At 31.4% G+C, this 17058-nt stretch carries 11 protein-coding genes; all 11 read left to right on the plus strand.

The window, feature by feature from the left end:
• The first annotated feature begins 4 nt into the window (after positions 1-4).
• Entirely contained in the window at positions 5-3358 is a 3354-nt protein-coding gene (locus Q0X14_RS00615; RefSeq protein WP_297841006.1) for a helicase-related protein, read from the plus strand.
• 71 nt (positions 3359-3429) lie between these two features.
• Entirely contained in the window at positions 3430-4785 is a 1356-nt protein-coding gene (locus tag Q0X14_RS00620) for a DUF1156 domain-containing protein (RefSeq protein ID WP_297841028.1), read from the plus strand.
• Positions 4786-5129: 344 nt separating this feature from the next.
• Entirely contained in the window at positions 5130-6215 is a 1086-nt protein-coding gene (locus Q0X14_RS00625; RefSeq protein ID WP_297841030.1) for a hypothetical protein, read from the plus strand.
• 250 nt (positions 6216-6465) lie between these two features.
• Positions 6466-9012: a DUF499 domain-containing protein gene (locus Q0X14_RS00630; protein WP_297841033.1), complete on the plus strand. Its 2547-nt coding sequence runs from the start codon at positions 6466-6468 to the stop codon at positions 9010-9012.
• A 234-nt stretch (positions 9013-9246) separates the two neighbouring features.
• The gene (locus tag Q0X14_RS00635; RefSeq protein ID WP_297841035.1) at positions 9247-10470 is read left to right on the plus strand and encodes a hypothetical protein; all 1224 of its coding nucleotides are present in this window, start codon (positions 9247-9249) and stop codon (positions 10468-10470) included.
• 227 nt (positions 10471-10697) lie between these two features.
• Positions 10698-10979 (plus strand): hypothetical protein, encoded by a 282-nt coding sequence (locus Q0X14_RS00640; RefSeq protein ID WP_297841038.1) that lies wholly within the window; start codon positions 10698-10700, stop codon positions 10977-10979.
• Positions 10963-11277 (plus strand): hypothetical protein, encoded by a 315-nt coding sequence (locus tag Q0X14_RS00645; RefSeq protein WP_297841041.1) that lies wholly within the window; start codon positions 10963-10965, stop codon positions 11275-11277. Before Q0X14_RS00640 ends, Q0X14_RS00645 begins: the two co-directional genes overlap by 17 nt.
• Positions 11278-11298: 21 nt before the next feature.
• The gene (locus Q0X14_RS00650) at positions 11299-12384 is read left to right on the plus strand and encodes an SIR2 family protein (RefSeq protein ID WP_297841044.1); all 1086 of its coding nucleotides are present in this window, start codon (positions 11299-11301) and stop codon (positions 12382-12384) included.
• A gap of 22 nt (positions 12385-12406) precedes the next feature.
• Positions 12407-13240 carry a hypothetical protein gene (locus Q0X14_RS00655; protein WP_297841046.1) on the plus strand — a complete coding sequence of 278 codons (834 nt, stop codon included), beginning with the start codon at positions 12407-12409 and terminating at the stop codon, positions 13238-13240.
• Positions 13241-13321: 81 nt separating this feature from the next.
• Entirely contained in the window at positions 13322-15580 is a 2259-nt protein-coding gene (locus Q0X14_RS00660; protein ID WP_297841049.1) for an AAA family ATPase, read from the plus strand.
• Positions 15573-16832 (plus strand): hypothetical protein, encoded by a 1260-nt coding sequence (locus Q0X14_RS00665; protein ID WP_297841051.1) that lies wholly within the window; start codon positions 15573-15575, stop codon positions 16830-16832. The genes Q0X14_RS00660 and Q0X14_RS00665 overlap by 8 nt, the downstream gene beginning before the upstream one ends.
• The last annotated feature ends 226 nt before the right edge of the window (positions 16833-17058 follow it).

Genomic DNA, 17058 nt, shown 5'->3' on the forward strand with positions numbered 1-17058 from the left:
TCATATGGAAATAAAACCAGGCACTATAATTAAGGGTATTCAATGGCCTGAACCAATTGAAGTTAAATTCTGTGAAAAAGTTGGCGAATTTTATCACATAGTTGGCTCTACAACTACAAGTAACCAACACATCGACCAGTTAATTCCCGAATACGAAATCTCGATATTAACCACTGAAGATTTTTTTAATGAAGAGCCTTGGAAAGTATTTCTCGCTCTCGAAAGTATTAGATATAGATTCGCTTCTTTGTATGATCCTCTATTAGCAATGAATACTTCCAAAGTTGACCCTTTACCTCATCAAATTGAAGCGGTTTATGGATATGTACTAAAACTTCCCCGGATTAGATTTTTAATTGCTGATGACCCTGGTGCAGGTAAAACCATAATGGCAGGATTGATTATTAAAGAATTGAAACTCAGAAACATTATTAAAAGAGTTCTTATTGTTACACCCGGTCATTTAAAAGATCAATGGAGAAGAGAACTAAAAGAAAGATTTGAGGAAAAATTTATTGTTGTTGATAGAAATATTCTTGATGCGCATTATGGCGAAAATACTTGGAATCGTGAACAACAAATAATAACTTCAATTGATTTTGCTAAGCAAGAAGATATACTCAGGTCAATTTCCTCAAGTCATTTTGATCTTGTTATAGTTGACGAAGCTCATAAGATGAGCGCATATAAATATGGTGATAAACTCAATAAAACTATCAGATACAGATTGGGTGAGGTATTATCTAAAATATCAAATCATCTTCTTTTTTTGACTGCAACACCGCATAAAGGCGACCCGGATAATTTCAGGTTATTCCTCGACTTACTTGAACCAGGTTTCTTTTCCTCAAATGAGATGTTAATGCAGTCATTACAAAATAAAGACAATCCGCTATTCATAAGAAGATTAAAAGAAGATTTAAAAGATTTTGATGGCAAACCGATTTTCTTGCCGAGAAATGTTGAAACAATCGCATTCGATTTAGGTTCTCAATCAAAAAAGGAGAAAAATTTATATAATGAACTTTCGAAATATGTTGAGACCCAGTATAACAAAGCGCTTAATAAAGATAAAAAAAGAAATGTTGCCTTTGCATTAGTTATTTTACAGCGAAGACTCGCTTCAAGTACTTTCGCTTTGCTTAAATCTCTCGAAAGAAGAAGAGAAAAACTAAAAGCTTTATTAGACGGCACAAAAGAAAGAGGTCTGCCAAATTCAGATTTTGATTGGGACGAGATTGAAGACCTTTCTGAAGAAGAACGCTGGAAGGAAGAAGAAATTTGGGAAACTTTAAGTCTTGCAGATAACAAAGAAGAATTGGAAAACGAAATTCGAACGATAGAACGATTGATTAACCTTGCAATAGATATTATTCAAAACGAAGAAGAAATTAAAATTAAACAGCTAAAAAGCTCTTTAGAAAAATTATATTCATTAAACCAGCCAAAGAGTCAAAAGAAAATTCTTGTTTTTACTGAATCTAGAGATACTCTGGAATATCTTTATAAAAAAATTAAGAGCTGGGATTACAAAACAAATGTCATCCACGGCGGAATGAAACTCGATGAAAGAATTAAAGCTGAAAAAATATTTAAAAATGAAACTGATGTCCTCGTAGCAACAGAAGCTGCTGGCGAAGGTATTAATCTTCAGTTCTGTAATCTAATGATAAATTATGATATTCCCTGGAATCCTAATCGACTCGAACAACGAATGGGTCGTATCCATCGTTATGGTCAACAAAGAGAAGTTTTTATTTATAACTTAGTTGCAAATGATACTCGTGAAGGTAAAGTTTTACTTAGACTATTTGAAAAATTGAATGAAATAAAAGAAGCATTCGGAAACGATAAAGTTTTTGATGTCCTGGGAGAGGTTTTGCAAAGAACCAATCTTTCTCAACTCTTAATTGATGCCGCAGCAAACTCAAGAAGCGTGGAAGATATTCTCAGAGAAATTGATATAATAGTTGATAAAGATTACTTAAATCAAATAAAAGAATCTTTAGGCGAGAGTCTTGCAACAAGATTTATTGATTATACTCGAATTAAAGAAATGGCCGATTTAGCCCGTGAGCAACGTTTAATTCCTGAATATACCGAGAGTTTCTTCAAAAAAGCTTTTAATAAAGCTGGCGGAAAATTCAGAGAAATTAAATCAGGTTTTTTAGCCATTGATTCTATTCCATTAGAGTTAAAACAAATAGCAGAGAGAGATTCAGTTTATAGAGCTTATGGTGAATTATTAAAAAAATATCCCAAAGTTACTTTTGATAAAGAGATAGCGTTCAAAAATTCAGACGCAGAGTTTGTTACATTTGGACATCCGTTATTTGAATCTTTGTTGATTTGGGTAGAAGAAAATTTCATTAGTTCTTTATTGAATGGATCGGTGTTTTATGACCCAGATGGAAATCTTGACGGTTACATTTTATTTTATGAAGGTGAAATAAAAGATGGCACTGGCTCAGTCGCAGGTAAAAGATTATTCGCATTTTATATTAACAATGATTCTGTAACTGAGATTCCTCCATCAATTATTTGGGACCTTTCAGAAACTTCTGAACCAAATATATTAATTGGAAAAGAACAAAAAATTAACTTTACATCATCGGAAATAATTGAATCAAATAAAAATTTAGTATCAAATTACTGCATAAATTCTTTAACAAATTACAAATCAGAATTATTGAAGGAAAGAACAAGACAGGCAGAGATAAAAGAAAAATATGGAATTAAATCCCTTGATAATCTTATCGTAAAATTGGATGGTGAATTAATTGAGCTTTATACAAGGAAAGAAAAAGGCGAGCTTGTTGATTTACCTATACGAAATAAAGAAGAGCAAAAGAAACAATATGAAAAAGCCAAAGAGGATTTAATTAGACTTATTGCACAGGAAAAAAGTCTCACTATGTCAATGCCTAAATTCAAAGGAATAATAAAAGTTCTTCCCGCAATGAATGTTTTGCCCTCGATGAAATCTGATATAGAAGTTGAAAAAATTGGAATGGAGTTCGTAATGAATTATGAATTGAGTAATGGCAGAACTCCAACAGATGTAAGCAAAGAAAATCTTGGCTTTGATATTCGTTCTATCAATCAGGATGGCTCTGTAAGGTATATTGAAGTTAAAGCTCGAGCCGGTATTGGTGATATTGCTCTTACCCAAAATGAATGGTTCAAAGCTAAAAGGTTTAAAGATGATTACTATTTATATGCTGTTCTTAATACTTCAACAACACCGGGATTGTATATAATTCAGAACCCGGCTGAAAAATTAAATGCCGATGAAAAAATTGAAGTTGTGCGTTATGTTGTTTCATTTGAACAATTGCAAAGTAAAACAACACATTGATATTAATCTGTAATAAAATTTCACAAAAATATTTATAATAAATTAAATAAAACCCTTTTATTGGAATTCCGATGCAAACAAATAACAACAATAACGATAAACGATTTATCGAAGAGATTTTCCCAGTCAAAGAAGTAAGTGTAATTTCTGCAAAAGAAAAAAATATAAGACACGGGCATATTTCCACATTACATATTTGGTGGGCGCGCCGTCCTTTGGCTTCTTCCCGCGCAACAAATTATGCTGCATTAATTCCTGCACCCAAAAATCAGAAAGAGGCAGAGGAAAAGAAAAAGTTTATAATAGAGTTTTCTAAATGGGAAAATTCATTAAGGGAAGACTTAATTGAAAAAGCAAGAAAAGATATTCTTGAAGCTAACGGTGGGGTTCCGCCTAAAGTGCTTGATCCATTTGGTGGTGGGGGCTCAATTCCTCTTGAAGCATTAAGATTAGGTTGCGAAACTTATTCGATGGATTATAATCCGGTTGCAGTTTTAATTCAGAAATGTACTTTGGAATATCCGCAAAAATATGGCAATGCTGACGGCGACAAATTAAGAGGCGGTTTTAGACTTAAGAAATCAGCAAAAGAAAGAGATGGAAATTTTGTAGCAGAATTAGAAGTAACTTACAATGCGAAGAAAGAGAATCCATTATTAGAAGATGTAAAATACTGGGGCAATTGGGTTTTAGAAGAAGCAAAAAAAGAAATAGGGAAATTTTATCCAGAAGAAAAAGATGGCTCAATTCCTGTTGGTTATATATGGGCAAGAACAATCAACTGCCAGAATCCGGCTTGCAATGCAGAAATACCATTAATGCGTCAATTCTGGCTTGCCAAAAAAAGTAATAAGAAAGTTTCACTCTATCCTTTCGTAAAAAATAAAAAAGTTGAGTTTAGAATTGTTGGTGATGGCTATGCGCAGCATGCTTCGCATAAACCAATGCCAGATAATTTTGACCCTGAAGATGGAACAATTGCCCGTGCAAAAGCTAAATGCCTTGTTTGCGGCGCTGTTGTTGATGATAAAACTACACGCAAACTTTTTCAACAGGGTAAATCCGGACAAAGAATGATTGCTGTTGTTTTGCACAAACCTTACCAATCGGGCAAAACTTACCGGATTGCTACAGAAGAAGATTTGAAAATTTTTGAAGAAGCTGAAAAATACCTTGAAGTAAAAAGAAAAAAACTTATGAACGAATGGGGAATTGACCCCGTGCCGGATGAAGAATTACCTTTAATGAGCGGAGTATTTAACTGTACCAGTTTATGGAATAATAATTGGGGAGAACTATTTAACAGCAGACAAAAATTGGCTTTAATTACTTTTACTGAAAAAGTGAAATTGGCTTATAAGAAAATGATGAGAATGGGTATGCTAAGAATATGCAAAGAGCTGATTAGTTATTTACATTGGAATTGATAGATTGCTGATAATAACTCATGTATTTGTATATGGCATACTTCATGAATAATACTGCACAAGTTTTGGAAGACAAGCTCTTCCAATGCTATGGGATTTATTGAAGTAATCCTTTTAGCAATTCGAACGGTAACTGGATTACATTAGAAATATTAAGCACCATTACTGAATCTGTTATACAAAATTGACATTCTATATATTCTCGAGTAGATTATCAAGGTCGGCAATCCAATCTTCATATTGTGATAATTATTTTGACGCAGTCTTCACTGATCCACCGTATTATAATAGATTCCATTATGCTGATTTATCTGATTTTTTTTATGTTTGGCTAAAAAGAAGTATTGGCAATCTATATCCGGAACTATTTCTCAACCCCACTTAACACCGAAGCAAATGAAATTACAGAGATGGCTGGATGGGACCCAATAAGATACGCTTATAAGAATAAACAATTTTTTGAGGATATGCTTAAAAAATCATTCCAGGAAATTCATAGAGTTCTAAAACCAAATGGAATAAGTGTAATTGTTTATGCACACAAATCAACAGAAGGTTGGGAGACATTAATAAACTCGCTCTTAGATTCAGGGCTTGTCGTAACTGCCGCCTGGCCTATAAATACAGAAATGGAATCAAGGTTACGGGCAAATGAATCAGCAGCGCTTGCTTCTTCAATTTATATTGTTTGTCGTAAAATAGAAAGAGATCCTACAGCATTTTACAACAATGTAAAGGATGAATTAAAAAACTACTTAATGAAACGACTTGACAAACTCTGGGAAGAAGGCATAAGCGGACCGGACTTTTTTATCTCAGCAATAGGTTCAGCCATCGAAGTTTTTGGCAAATACGAAAAGGTTATGGATTACGAAGGAAATATTATTAGAGCAGATAAATTACTTGCAGATGTAAGAAGCATCGTTACAGATTATGCGGTTAAAAAGATATTGCATAATGGCTTTGCAGCAAGAATATCAGACTTAACAAGATTTTATGTTCTATGTCGTTGGGAATTTAAGTCAGCAAAAATCCCGTTTGACGAAGCAAACAAGCTTGCGCACAGCTGCCATCTTGAATTATCAGACTTTTTTTCAAAGAAAACATTCATAAAAAAAGATAAAGAATTTATAAGTATTCTCGGTCCTCAAGATAGAAATATAGAAGAACTTGAGAATTCAAGTGAATTAATCGATATACTTCATTTAGCAGTTAAACTTTGGGAAAAAGGGAAACGGAAAGAAATACAAAAACTATTGAATGAAACAGGATTTGCAAAGAATGATTCATTTTACCGAGTAGCGCAGGCAATAGCAGAAACGCTACCGCAGGAAAGCAAAGAGAAAAGATTACTCGAAGGATTCCTTAATCTCCGGGAAAAAATTATTGAAAATGCGGATGAAGATTTAGGGGATTTATTTGGAAAATAACTTTTGTTGTCAAAAACACTTAGCAACTTGAAGCGCCGAGATTAAAAATAATAGTTCGATCATAAGATTGACAAAGCAGATATTTTCGTTAAAAAAGCGATACAAATTAGCTATTATTTATGAATAATTAATAATATTTAGTTGAATATAAAAAAGCTTGTAACTAATATCTCGTAGTTTGTTAATCCCGCTTTTATTAAAAATGTGGGATTGGTATACTAAAAAAGTAAAATAATTAATAGGAATAAAAATGAAGGCTTTTCACACAATAGCAATTCCCCATAAAGATATTTTGCAGGGAAGATTAGAACTAAATGTTTTTGCTGCAGACTTGCACGAAGTCAGTCAAAACAAAGGTTCGGATGAGTACAGAAACAGCAAAATATTTTTTGAAAAGACATATCTGACAAATGGATTAAACCATCTGCTTAATGTTGTAGAAAGACGAATAAAAGGCAACGGTGGAGACCCTGTAATACAACTACAAACCCCCTTTGGCGGCGGTAAAACCCACTCTCTTATTGCTTTGTTTCATAAAGCCAATGAATGGAAAGCAAATAAAGTTGTGATTGTAGGCGAAAAAATAGAGCCGACCGATACACTATGGGGTTTAATTGAAAAGCAATTAACAGGTAAAATAACAAGATTCAAAGAAAAATACGCTCCAGGCGGCGACGCTTTGAAAGAACTTCTTTCAGCGCATCAACCTCTCTTGATTTTAATGGACGAAGTATTGCAATATATTACCAGAGCTGCTGCAGTTAAGGTTGAAGCTTCTAATCTTGCGGCGCAGTCGATTGCCTTTATGCAGGCATTAACAGAAACGGTAAGTCAAATCCCAAATGCTGCATTGCTGCTTTCCTTGCCATCGAGCGTTCCCGAACATTATGATGAAAATGCCGAAAAGCTATATTATCAGCTTCAGAAAGTCTCCGGCAGAGTTGAAAAAATTTATACGCCGGTTGAAGATAGTGAAATTACAAAAATCATAAGAAGAAGATTATTTAGTTCAGTAGATGAAAAAGAGGCAGAAAAAATTGTAAAAGAATATGTCAATTATCTCGAAAATCAAAATCTTTTACCTGAGCATACTCAACCATCGGAATATCGAGAACAATTTTTATCATCTTATCCTTTCATTCCTGATGTGATTGATGTATTATACAAAAGATGGGGAACATTCCCACAGTTTCAGCGAACACGGGGAGTTCTCAGATTATTGGCTCAAGTTATTGCATCTCTTAAAAATTCAAACAATCCTTACATCACTTTGGCAGATTTTGATTTGAGCAATCAGGAAATTAGACAGGAATTAATAAAGCACATCGAATCGACATTTAATGGAGTAATTGCTTCTGATATTACCGATAAAAATTCTGGCGCGGAAAAGGTTAATTCAAAATTAGGAACTGCGTATCAGGGTTTATCCTTAGGTACAAGAACCGCTACAACTATATTTATGTACTCTCATTCCGGCGGCGCGGTTAAGGGAGCTCAGGCGGTAGAAGTAAAAAGATCGGCAGTAACATCAAATATCGAATCAGCTGTGATAGATTCTGTTTTTGATTATCTTGAAAAAGAACTTTTCTTCCTGCAAAAGTTCAATGACAGATACTTCTTTTCTAATATGCCAAACATTAATAAAATTCTTCTTACATATATAGATAATATTAAAGATAATGAAGTGGCTGAATATGAATTGGAATTATTAAAGCAAAAATCTAATAGTCAGTATCTTAAAGTCTACTTATGGGAAGAAAAATCAAATAACATTCCAGACGATGAACATCTTAAATTGGTAATTATTAAGAGCGATGATAAGGAATTAATAAATGAATTAATTAAAAAGAAAGGCGCTTATCCCAGAACTAAACCAAATACTGTTTTTGTGTTATTTCCCTCAGAATTAGACAAAGGGAATTTTATTCATCAGATTAAAAGAAAAATAGCTTATGAAAATATTTTAAACGCGCCTAACCTTAATCTATCTTCTGAGCAGAAAAAAAATATTAATAAAGAACTCGATAAATTAGAATCAGCAATTTATGAATCGCTTCGAAAATATTATCGTCTTGTCGCTGTGCCGACAAAAGATGATTTTAAAGAAATCGATTTGGGCATTCCCACTTATGGTGATAGCAAATCTTTAGCTGATGAAGTTTATGAAAAACTATTAAATGAAAAAGAGATACTTGAGAAACTTGCGCCAAATGCGCTAAAAATACAATTCCTAAAGGGGAATGATTATGTATCGACCGAATCAATTTATAATGCTTGTTTAAGTACGCCAGGATTATTCAGATTTTCAAGCCGTAATGTATTGGAGAATTCAATAGTACAGGGCATTCGGGAAGGAATCTTCGGATTAGGTCTAATTGAGAATGAGAAACCTGTTTGCAAGCATTTTAAAGAACCCGCTACTATTTATTTTGATACGAATGAAATAATTATTAAAGATTCAATTTGCATAGAACAAAAGGAAAGAGAAAAAAAAGAACGGGAGGGAGAAACTGGTCAAAAAACTGACGCTAATGAACCAAGCGGCAATACTCCAGATAAACTGCCATCAAAAAAAGAAGAAGATGAAAAATATTTTGAACAATTATCATTAAATTTTGAACTACCCAAAGGAAAAGTCAGTTCGATTTTAGGATTACTAAATTATCTGCAAACAAAATATGAGCATTTAAAAATACATATCCAGGCATCGGATGGAAAATTAACAAAAGAGGAATATGAGGATAAAATAAAAGAGGCATTCAGACAAGCTGGAATAAATATCAGAGAAAATAATTAATAAAAAAGGCTATCGGAACTCAACCACAAAATCCACGAAGAGGAAGTAAAAGCAGGTTTGTGGGATGAAGGTAAAGGGAAGAAGAAGAAAAAAAGTAAAAGTTCAATAGTTAAAGAACCTGGAGTAAATTATAATCAGGAGGAGATGTTTAGAGAGTGAGGAATTAAAAAATCAGATTATTGATTTTTAAAGAAATGAGTTAAATGTAATTCAAGTTAAAAATGGAGTAAAATTATGTCAGAAAGAAAATTCATAACGTTAAATTCTGATAGAATATGCACTTTACTAGATACTGCTATTGAAAGAGTAATCATAGCTGCCCCGGGTTTTACTGATAAAGTTTCCGCCAGATTAATAAATTGTTCAGATAGAATAGGTAAAAAAAATGTATATGTTATTATAGATGATGATCCCGAAGCACTTAGGTTAGGTTATGGATCTTTTGAAACTATCAAAACTATATTTCTAAATAAAGTAACTATCAAGAAACAGACTGGAATTCGAATAGGATTATTGATCGTTGATGATAAGTGCTTTGTATATAATCCAACACCTCAAATAATTGAAGAAGAACCTAAGAAGTTAAATATTCCAAATGCTATAAGATTATGTTCAAACGAGAGAGATGAAATACTAGAAAAATTATTTCCATCAGATAGTTCAATTGATTATCAGACAGGTGCAGAAATTGGTGTTGCAGAATTGAGTGAGGATGAAATAAAAAAAATTAAATCAGACTTAGATAAAAGACCACCTGTCAAACCAGAACTTGAAAGGAAAATTCGTGTTATAAGTAGTCAATTTCAATTTGTTGAGATTGAATTAACAGGTGCAAGATTGAAGAATCACAGTTTTAGTTTAAATGGCAAAGACCTTGGGATCAAAAATGATACAATAGCAAAGAGAGTTACAGCCAGGTATAAACTTTTTGATGATGAACAAATAAAGAAAATTTCTAAAAAATTCGATTTGGAAGAAAAATTAAATAAAATTAAGAAACACTTCTTACTAAATATCCCAAAGTATGGGAATATAATTCACGTCGATAAAAGGGTAGATTTTGATAAAACTATAGAAAAATTTATCAAAACCATTGATGATGAAAAAGAAAAGATAAGAGAAGAACTCTCCAATTCTTTACAAAAAAGCAGAGAGAAAATTGATCCATGGATAAAACAAAATTTAAAGAGATTAAAAAAACAAGAATTAGAAGCTATTTTATTTCCAAATTCTATTGAACAAATTGATGCATTTGTAAATAAATATTTGGAAAATAAATTTCCCACTGTTGATAATATTTTAACTAATATCTCTTGCTTCTTAAAAATTACGAATGTATCTGGACAGTTAATTGAGAGTAAAGAATTTAGAGAAAGCATTGAAAAAGTTTTCAATAAAAATTTTGATGATATAGTTCAAATAGATAGTGCAGTTAAAGCAAAAGAGGAAGATATTTAATATGGAAAGTGGTTTTACATTTAATGTTAAATATTTCACAGCTGGACAAAATTGTCAACTAAAATATAAATCTAACTCTCTTTATAAATTCCCAATTACAAAGATTTCAGGGATTGTTCGATTGTAGATAGATTAGAGAAAACATCGGATCCTTTTGTTAGATAAAATGGAAATAGGTATGCACTAGAAAATTGTTCAAATAATTAGTTGAAAGGAGAGATGCTTAGATGGAAATTACTATCAGGGTGAATGGATCGTTTGATTGTTCAAATGTAAAAAAGGAGCCGGTAAGAAGCGAAAAAAGAGATCTAGATCAAAGAAAACATAAACCCACTCCCATTCGTGAACTGGTTGCTTGTGAATCATTGCCGTATAATAAAGAAAATTTCTTCTATTATAAAAGTTCTATCTTGTTTGATCACACATTAAAAGCTTTTCAAAAAGTCTTTAAGAATATCATTCACATCAACTTTTTAGGTGAATTCAAAAAAAATGGATTTTCATCTTGATGATTTATGCGGACAGCCTGTTAATCATTTAGAAAACAGAAAGCAGAAAAAGATAAGAACTAGTCTGAGAAGTTTTTATGAACCGGATTTTGAGAAAAGGTTAGCAATTTATAAACCCCAATTTTTAATAATTACACCTAAAGCAATATCAAAGAACATTATTAACTCTCTGTTATTTGCCAACCTTAATGTTCCATATAGAGAATTACCTTTACCAGCAGGAAGTGGAACTAATGCTAATAATTATGTTAGGGAATTAAAGAAGGTATTAAATGAGATTAATAAGCGCAAAACATAAATTATAAAAGGAGTTCATAATTTGAAAACAGCAATATTTTTTGGAGCTGGTGCTTCTAGAGCAGAAGGCGCCCCTTTGCAGGGAGAATTATTTAAGGAGTACTTTAAATTCATTCGTGCTGACAAACCTACTTACTACACGACTGAAATGGAAAGGGAATTAAGGGCGTTCTTCCATTTAATGTTTTCTATAGATGTGGATAATTCTGATTTGGCTAAAATTAAATTTCCAACATTTGAGGAAGTGTTAGGTGTTTTAGATCTTGCAATTCAAAGGAATGAGACTTTAAAGAATTATGATTTAGATAATATTGCTTCAAATAATAATAGGCTTAGAAATGTAAGATTGCACATAATTATGTCTATGGCTCAGATCATTCATGAAAAGCTAAAATCCTACAAATCTCTGCACGAAGAGCTTTGTAAAAAACTAGCCACGTCAAACTTGATAAAAGATGTGATTTTCTTAACTACTAATTATGATATTTTAATTGATAATGCATTGACTAAACTGGTTGATGATCCCTTCAAGTTAACATTAGACTACGGGATAGATTTTGTTAATTTTTTAGCAGAAGATGACTGGAAAGCCCCAAAACAAAATTCAGTAAAATTGTTTAAGCTTCACGGATCTTTAAATTGGTTATATTGTCCCACCTGTAACAACATTACTCTTACTCCTAAAGAAAAAGGAGTCATTAGGCTATTACCAGACATGTATGGCCAAGAAAAGAAGAATTGTTCTCATTGTGATAGTTTATTTGTACCTATGATAATTCCACCATCATTCTTTAAAAATATGAATAATGCATTTCTCAGTATAATCTGGAACAAAGTTGAACAAGAATTAAGAGATGTAAACCACATTATATTCTGTGGCTATTCATTTCCTGACGCTGATATACACATAAAATATTTATTAAAAAGAATACAAACTAATCGAAAAACTAGAATTAAATTTACAGTTATTAATAATCATAATGGTAAGAAAAATGCTAATAAAAGAGAAGAGGAATTAAGATATAAAAGATTTTTGGGACCTCGTGTCAACTATACTGATTTATCTTTTGAGCAATTCTGTGATCATCCACAAGATTTTTTATGTTGATGAATAAATAATGAATGAAATTATGGGTGATGAAGAAAAATTTAATTGGTTAGAAGAAATCTTTAAGGAAGAGGTAAAAGGTTATTATGAGTATAACCGAGAATCTCCGAATGCTCTTTATGTAGATGAAAAAGAAAATGCTATTGATTCTTTGGAAACAGCACTTTCATTCTTTGATAGAGAAGATAACCTTAAATGGAAATGGGTAGTAATTGCTTTACATCATTCTTTGTATTCATTTTGCATTGGTTCATTAGAACAAGGAAATTATGAACAAGTATTATCCAAAGGGCGCGATGATGATAAAGAAGTTTACGTTCGATGTGGAAATGATAAACCTCGAAAATCTAGAGTTGTTCCTTTTTTAATTAAAAAATATAAAACCCCTGCATATAGAATCGAATGGGATGAGGTTGAAAAATTCCCAGAACCGGAAGCAACTCGTGGTAAAAAGAAACGGAACAAAGAAAAATTAATAAGTTTCTGGACTGCTTTAGCAAGAGTTCAAGATGATTATTATTGGATGAAGGGATTTGTTCATTCAAAAGCAGTAAAAATTTCAGATGAAGAATTAGAATCTATATGTTGGATGTCTGAAAAAGTTCGTAATGATTTAACTCACTTTATTCCCAAAAGTTATGGTATTGGGATTTTGAGTATTATTGAAGCTGCAAGAGTAGTTTTAAAAGTCATTGAATTTCTAGTTTTTGAATCCCATACAATTCTTTTCCTTAACTATGAACAATCTCAACGAAGAATTAGGGAGGCGATAGATAAGATCAGGCTAAAATTAAGAGTTGAGGAAGAGATAATACATTTAAAGAAATTCAAGTTGAAACAAATCAATAGAAAATAATTTGAAGAATAAAATTTTAATTTTAATCTTTATAAGCTTCATAATAATAAATAACTCACTATTAACAATCAGAGGGTAATTATGTCATCCTGGATACCAATTTACCGTGAAATAGCTAAAAAACTGCTTGAGTATAAAAATAATCGGAAACCACTGATTGAAATACTTAATGATTTAAATAACAAAGGGTATGCAACAATAAATTTGAAGGACGAAGAACGCCCAAAAGTTGAAATTCCTTTAGAAGATATCGATCCTTTTACATTTATAGCTAATTTTAATAGGGGCGGAAATGAAAACAGAATCAAAATTCTGTCTCATTTAAAAGATTTATGGAATTTAACTACAAAGCTGCCTTCAGATTTTGATGGTATTCCTGTTGTTAATCCGATGAATTCTTGGTTTTTTGGCTATAAGTATCATAGACGAGAAAATGATATAGAAAATCTATGGCAAATTTTTGAACAAGGTATTAAAGGAGCTAATTTTATTAGTGTGGAACTTTTCAACAACTGTCTTCGACAGAGGGGAATTTCTTACAATTTAACAATCGGTCTTTATTGGATAAATCCAGATGAATTTATGCCCCTTGATGGAAAATCACGAAAGTATTTGAGTGAACGATTATCATTACCAAAATCTGATTTTGACTTAAGCAAAATAAAATGGGAGGGGTATATAAGTATATTGAAGAAAATTAAACAGGTATTAAATCAAAGTTATTTTGAAATTTCCCATAAAGCTTGGCTTGAAACTCATTTAAAAAAAACAAAGGAAGTGAATGATAAAAAGGAAAAAGATTATAAGCCCGAAAAGAAAAACATCAATGAGCCCACCTTATATAGTTTAAACACTATTCTCTACGGACCATCTGGAACCGGAAAGACTTATGCAACAAGAGAAATGGCATTACAAATTTTAGGTATCAATACCAAGGCCTTAACAAGGGAGGAAATTTCAGAACTCTTCAAGAAATATTCTGAAGAAGGTAGGATTGAGTTTATTACATTCCATCAGTCATTTAGCTATGAAGATTTTATGGAAGGAATAAAGCCGGTAGTAAGTGAATCCGAGGATGAAGAAAATAGTACAATTAATTATGAGATCGAAGATGGAATCTTTAAGAAATTATGTATCAGAGCTAAAAAAAGAATTAGTACAGGTAAATCCGTTCAATATAACCCTAATCAAGTGAAATATTATAAGATGTCACTTGGTGGTAAAAATAATCCTCATATTCATAATTGGTGTATTCAAAACAATTATGCTGCTGTCGGTTGGGGAAGGAAAAATAATTACTCGGATTTTATTGGTATTACAGATTGGAAAAATTTTAGGGATAAATTTAAGGAAATGTATCCTGAATTATATGAAAAAAGCCGATTTAACGTTCAAGCAATATACACTTTTATTAATATGAAAAAAGGAGATATTGTTTTAGCTACAAAAGGTAATCATAAAATAGATGCTATAGGAATTGTTGATGGTGATTATGAGTTTAGAGAGGATTCACAGATCGAATTTTGCCATTTAAGAAAAGTTAATTGGGTTCTAAAAGATCTAAATGGATCTGTAGATGAATTCATAACCAAAAATGTAACACAACAAGCTATTTATGAATTTGATAGTGAAGACATTAAGAAAGAATATATTAAGGAATTAATTACATCAGATAATAAACAATCCGATAATTATATTTTAATTATTGACGAGATAAATAGAGGGAATGTTTCTGCAATATTTGGCGAATTAATAACTTTAATCGAAGCGGATAAAAGGACTAATCAAACTGAAGAATTAACAATTAAATTACCCTATTCGAAAAAACCATTTTCTGTACCAAATAATCTTTACATAATTGGTACAATGAATACTGCCGATAGAAGTGTGGAAGCATTGGATACCGCGCTAAGAAGAAGGTTTACCTTTATTGAGAAAGCTCCAGAACCAAGTTTACTTTCTCAGGAACCTTATAGATGTGAAGGCATTGATTTAGAAAAAATGTTAGAGGTCATAAACTATCGATTGGAGAAATTATTAGATAAGGATCATAGAATTGGTCATTCATATTTTATGAATATTAATGATAAAAAAAATCCTCTCCCCGAATTAAAAAATATATTCAAGCAAAAAATAATTCCGTTATTACAAGAATATTTCTATGGCAATCCAGAACGCATAGGTTTAGTTCTCGGTACTGCATTTGTGAAAAAAGTAGATATTTCAAAAATTAGTTTCAAAGCCGGATTTGATAACGAAGAAAGCTATCTAGATGATAAGCCTATTTATGAAATTAATATACCTGATAATTTAGAGTCATTCATTAATATTTATGCCTAGAATAAAGATTAAAAAGTTCGAACATTCGGTACTTCGTGTTGGTGAGGAAGGATTTTCTAAACTCCATTTTTATCAATTAGTAAGATTAAACGAAAAACATAATAACAAGTATTTTTTCGTGGGTAATAATTGTATTTATTTTACACAATATGTAGGAGTTATCCAGGCGGGAAATTTGACCTTAGAAGTACTACCTAAAGCAGATGTTAATGGTGATGATGTAAATAAATGGCAGAGAGCATTTATCGAGATGCTAAGAGAATCCAGATTATTACAAATTAATTCTCCTTCCTATGCAGACCTTAAGTTTAGTAATATTTCTTTAATTGAGCTTTTTTATGAAACTTTTTTATTTGAAGTAGAAAAACTTTTAAGATTAGGATTAGTTAAAAAATATAGACTTATTGAAAATAACGGAAATGTCTTTAAAGGTAGATTGCTTTTCTCTAAAAACTTAAAGTATAATTCATTTCACGCAGAAAGATTTTATATTCAACAGCAAGTATACAATAAGAATAACATTTATAATCAGATTCTTAAAGCTGCATTGAGGATATTACTTAAAATAATTCAAAATAATGCATTGCTTGACAGGGTAAAAAATTTACTGGTCGAATTAGAATATATTGACGATGTGAAAATTACTCCCAAATACTTTGATAATCTGGTTTTCGACAGAAAATCTAGTGCTTATCAGAGAGCAATATTATTTTCAAAAATGATTTTACTGAACTATTCACCAGATATTGTCGGCGGGCAATTTAACACTTTATCACTTTTATTTGATATGAATGAGTTATTTGAAAATTACATATTTAATATTATCAAAAAGGCAGCATATTCATCAAATAATTTAGATATTAACCTAAAAAAACAAAGTAGTAAGAAATTTTGGAATGACAGAAAAATAAGACCTGACATAATTATAGAATTAAATTCTTTAAGGGGCGCTGAGAGAATAATTGTTGACACTAAGTGGAAAGTATTGAAACAGCCATTACCCTCAGATACTGACCTCAAGCAAATATATTCCTATAATCTTCATTTTGGAGCACGAAAGAGCTATCTCGTTTATCCTAAGGTTTTTTATTCTGAAAAGTATTTTGGTAATTTCTACCATTCCGAAGCGGTAAAGGATGAATTCAAAGATCACCAATGCAATCTTTATTTTGTAGATATGTTTGATGGAAAATTCATAAAAAAAAATCTAGGCCAAATAATTTTAAAGGACCTAATTGGAAAATTTAATTGAATTGCAGGAATTAAAGCATAGATTAAATTCATTAACAAAGAAACAATAGCAGATACTACTAAATGCAAATCCTTAAATACAAAAACTAGTTCTATTTCTTAAAGTTTGTTAATACTACTCTTTTATAAAAGTATTTACAATTTATGTATTAAGACAAAAAGTACTTCTGTTTTATAATCAAATTTTTGACTCTGATTATGAAAAATTCTTTGCAAATTATCTCAGA

The sequence above is a fragment of the Ignavibacterium sp. genome (genome assembly GCF_025998815.1).
Taxonomy (GTDB): Bacteria; Bacteroidota; Ignavibacteria; order Ignavibacteriales; family Ignavibacteriaceae; genus Ignavibacterium.

Bases quoted from the DNA above. Each gene is read 5' to 3' on its own strand.
- Q0X14_RS00615 (WP_297841006.1), top strand. From the start codon at position 5: ATGGAAATAAAACCAGGCACTATAATTAAGGGTATTCAATGGCCTGAA.
- Q0X14_RS00620 (WP_297841028.1), top strand. From the start codon at position 3,430: ATGCAAACAAATAACAACAATAACGATAAACGATTTATCGAAGAGATT.
- Q0X14_RS00630 (WP_297841033.1), top strand. From the start codon at position 6,466: ATGAAGGCTTTTCACACAATAGCAATTCCCCATAAAGATATTTTGCAG.
- Q0X14_RS00635 (WP_297841035.1), top strand. From the start codon at position 9,247: ATGTCAGAAAGAAAATTCATAACGTTAAATTCTGATAGAATATGCACT.
- Q0X14_RS00640 (WP_297841038.1), top strand. From the start codon at position 10,698: ATGGAAATTACTATCAGGGTGAATGGATCGTTTGATTGTTCAAATGTA.
- Q0X14_RS00645 (WP_297841041.1), top strand. From the start codon at position 10,963: ATGGATTTTCATCTTGATGATTTATGCGGACAGCCTGTTAATCATTTA.
- Q0X14_RS00655 (WP_297841046.1), top strand. From the start codon at position 12,407: ATGGGTGATGAAGAAAAATTTAATTGGTTAGAAGAAATCTTTAAGGAA.
- Q0X14_RS00660 (WP_297841049.1), top strand. From the start codon at position 13,322: ATGTCATCCTGGATACCAATTTACCGTGAAATAGCTAAAAAACTGCTT.
- Q0X14_RS00665 (WP_297841051.1), top strand. From the start codon at position 15,573: ATGCCTAGAATAAAGATTAAAAAGTTCGAACATTCGGTACTTCGTGTT.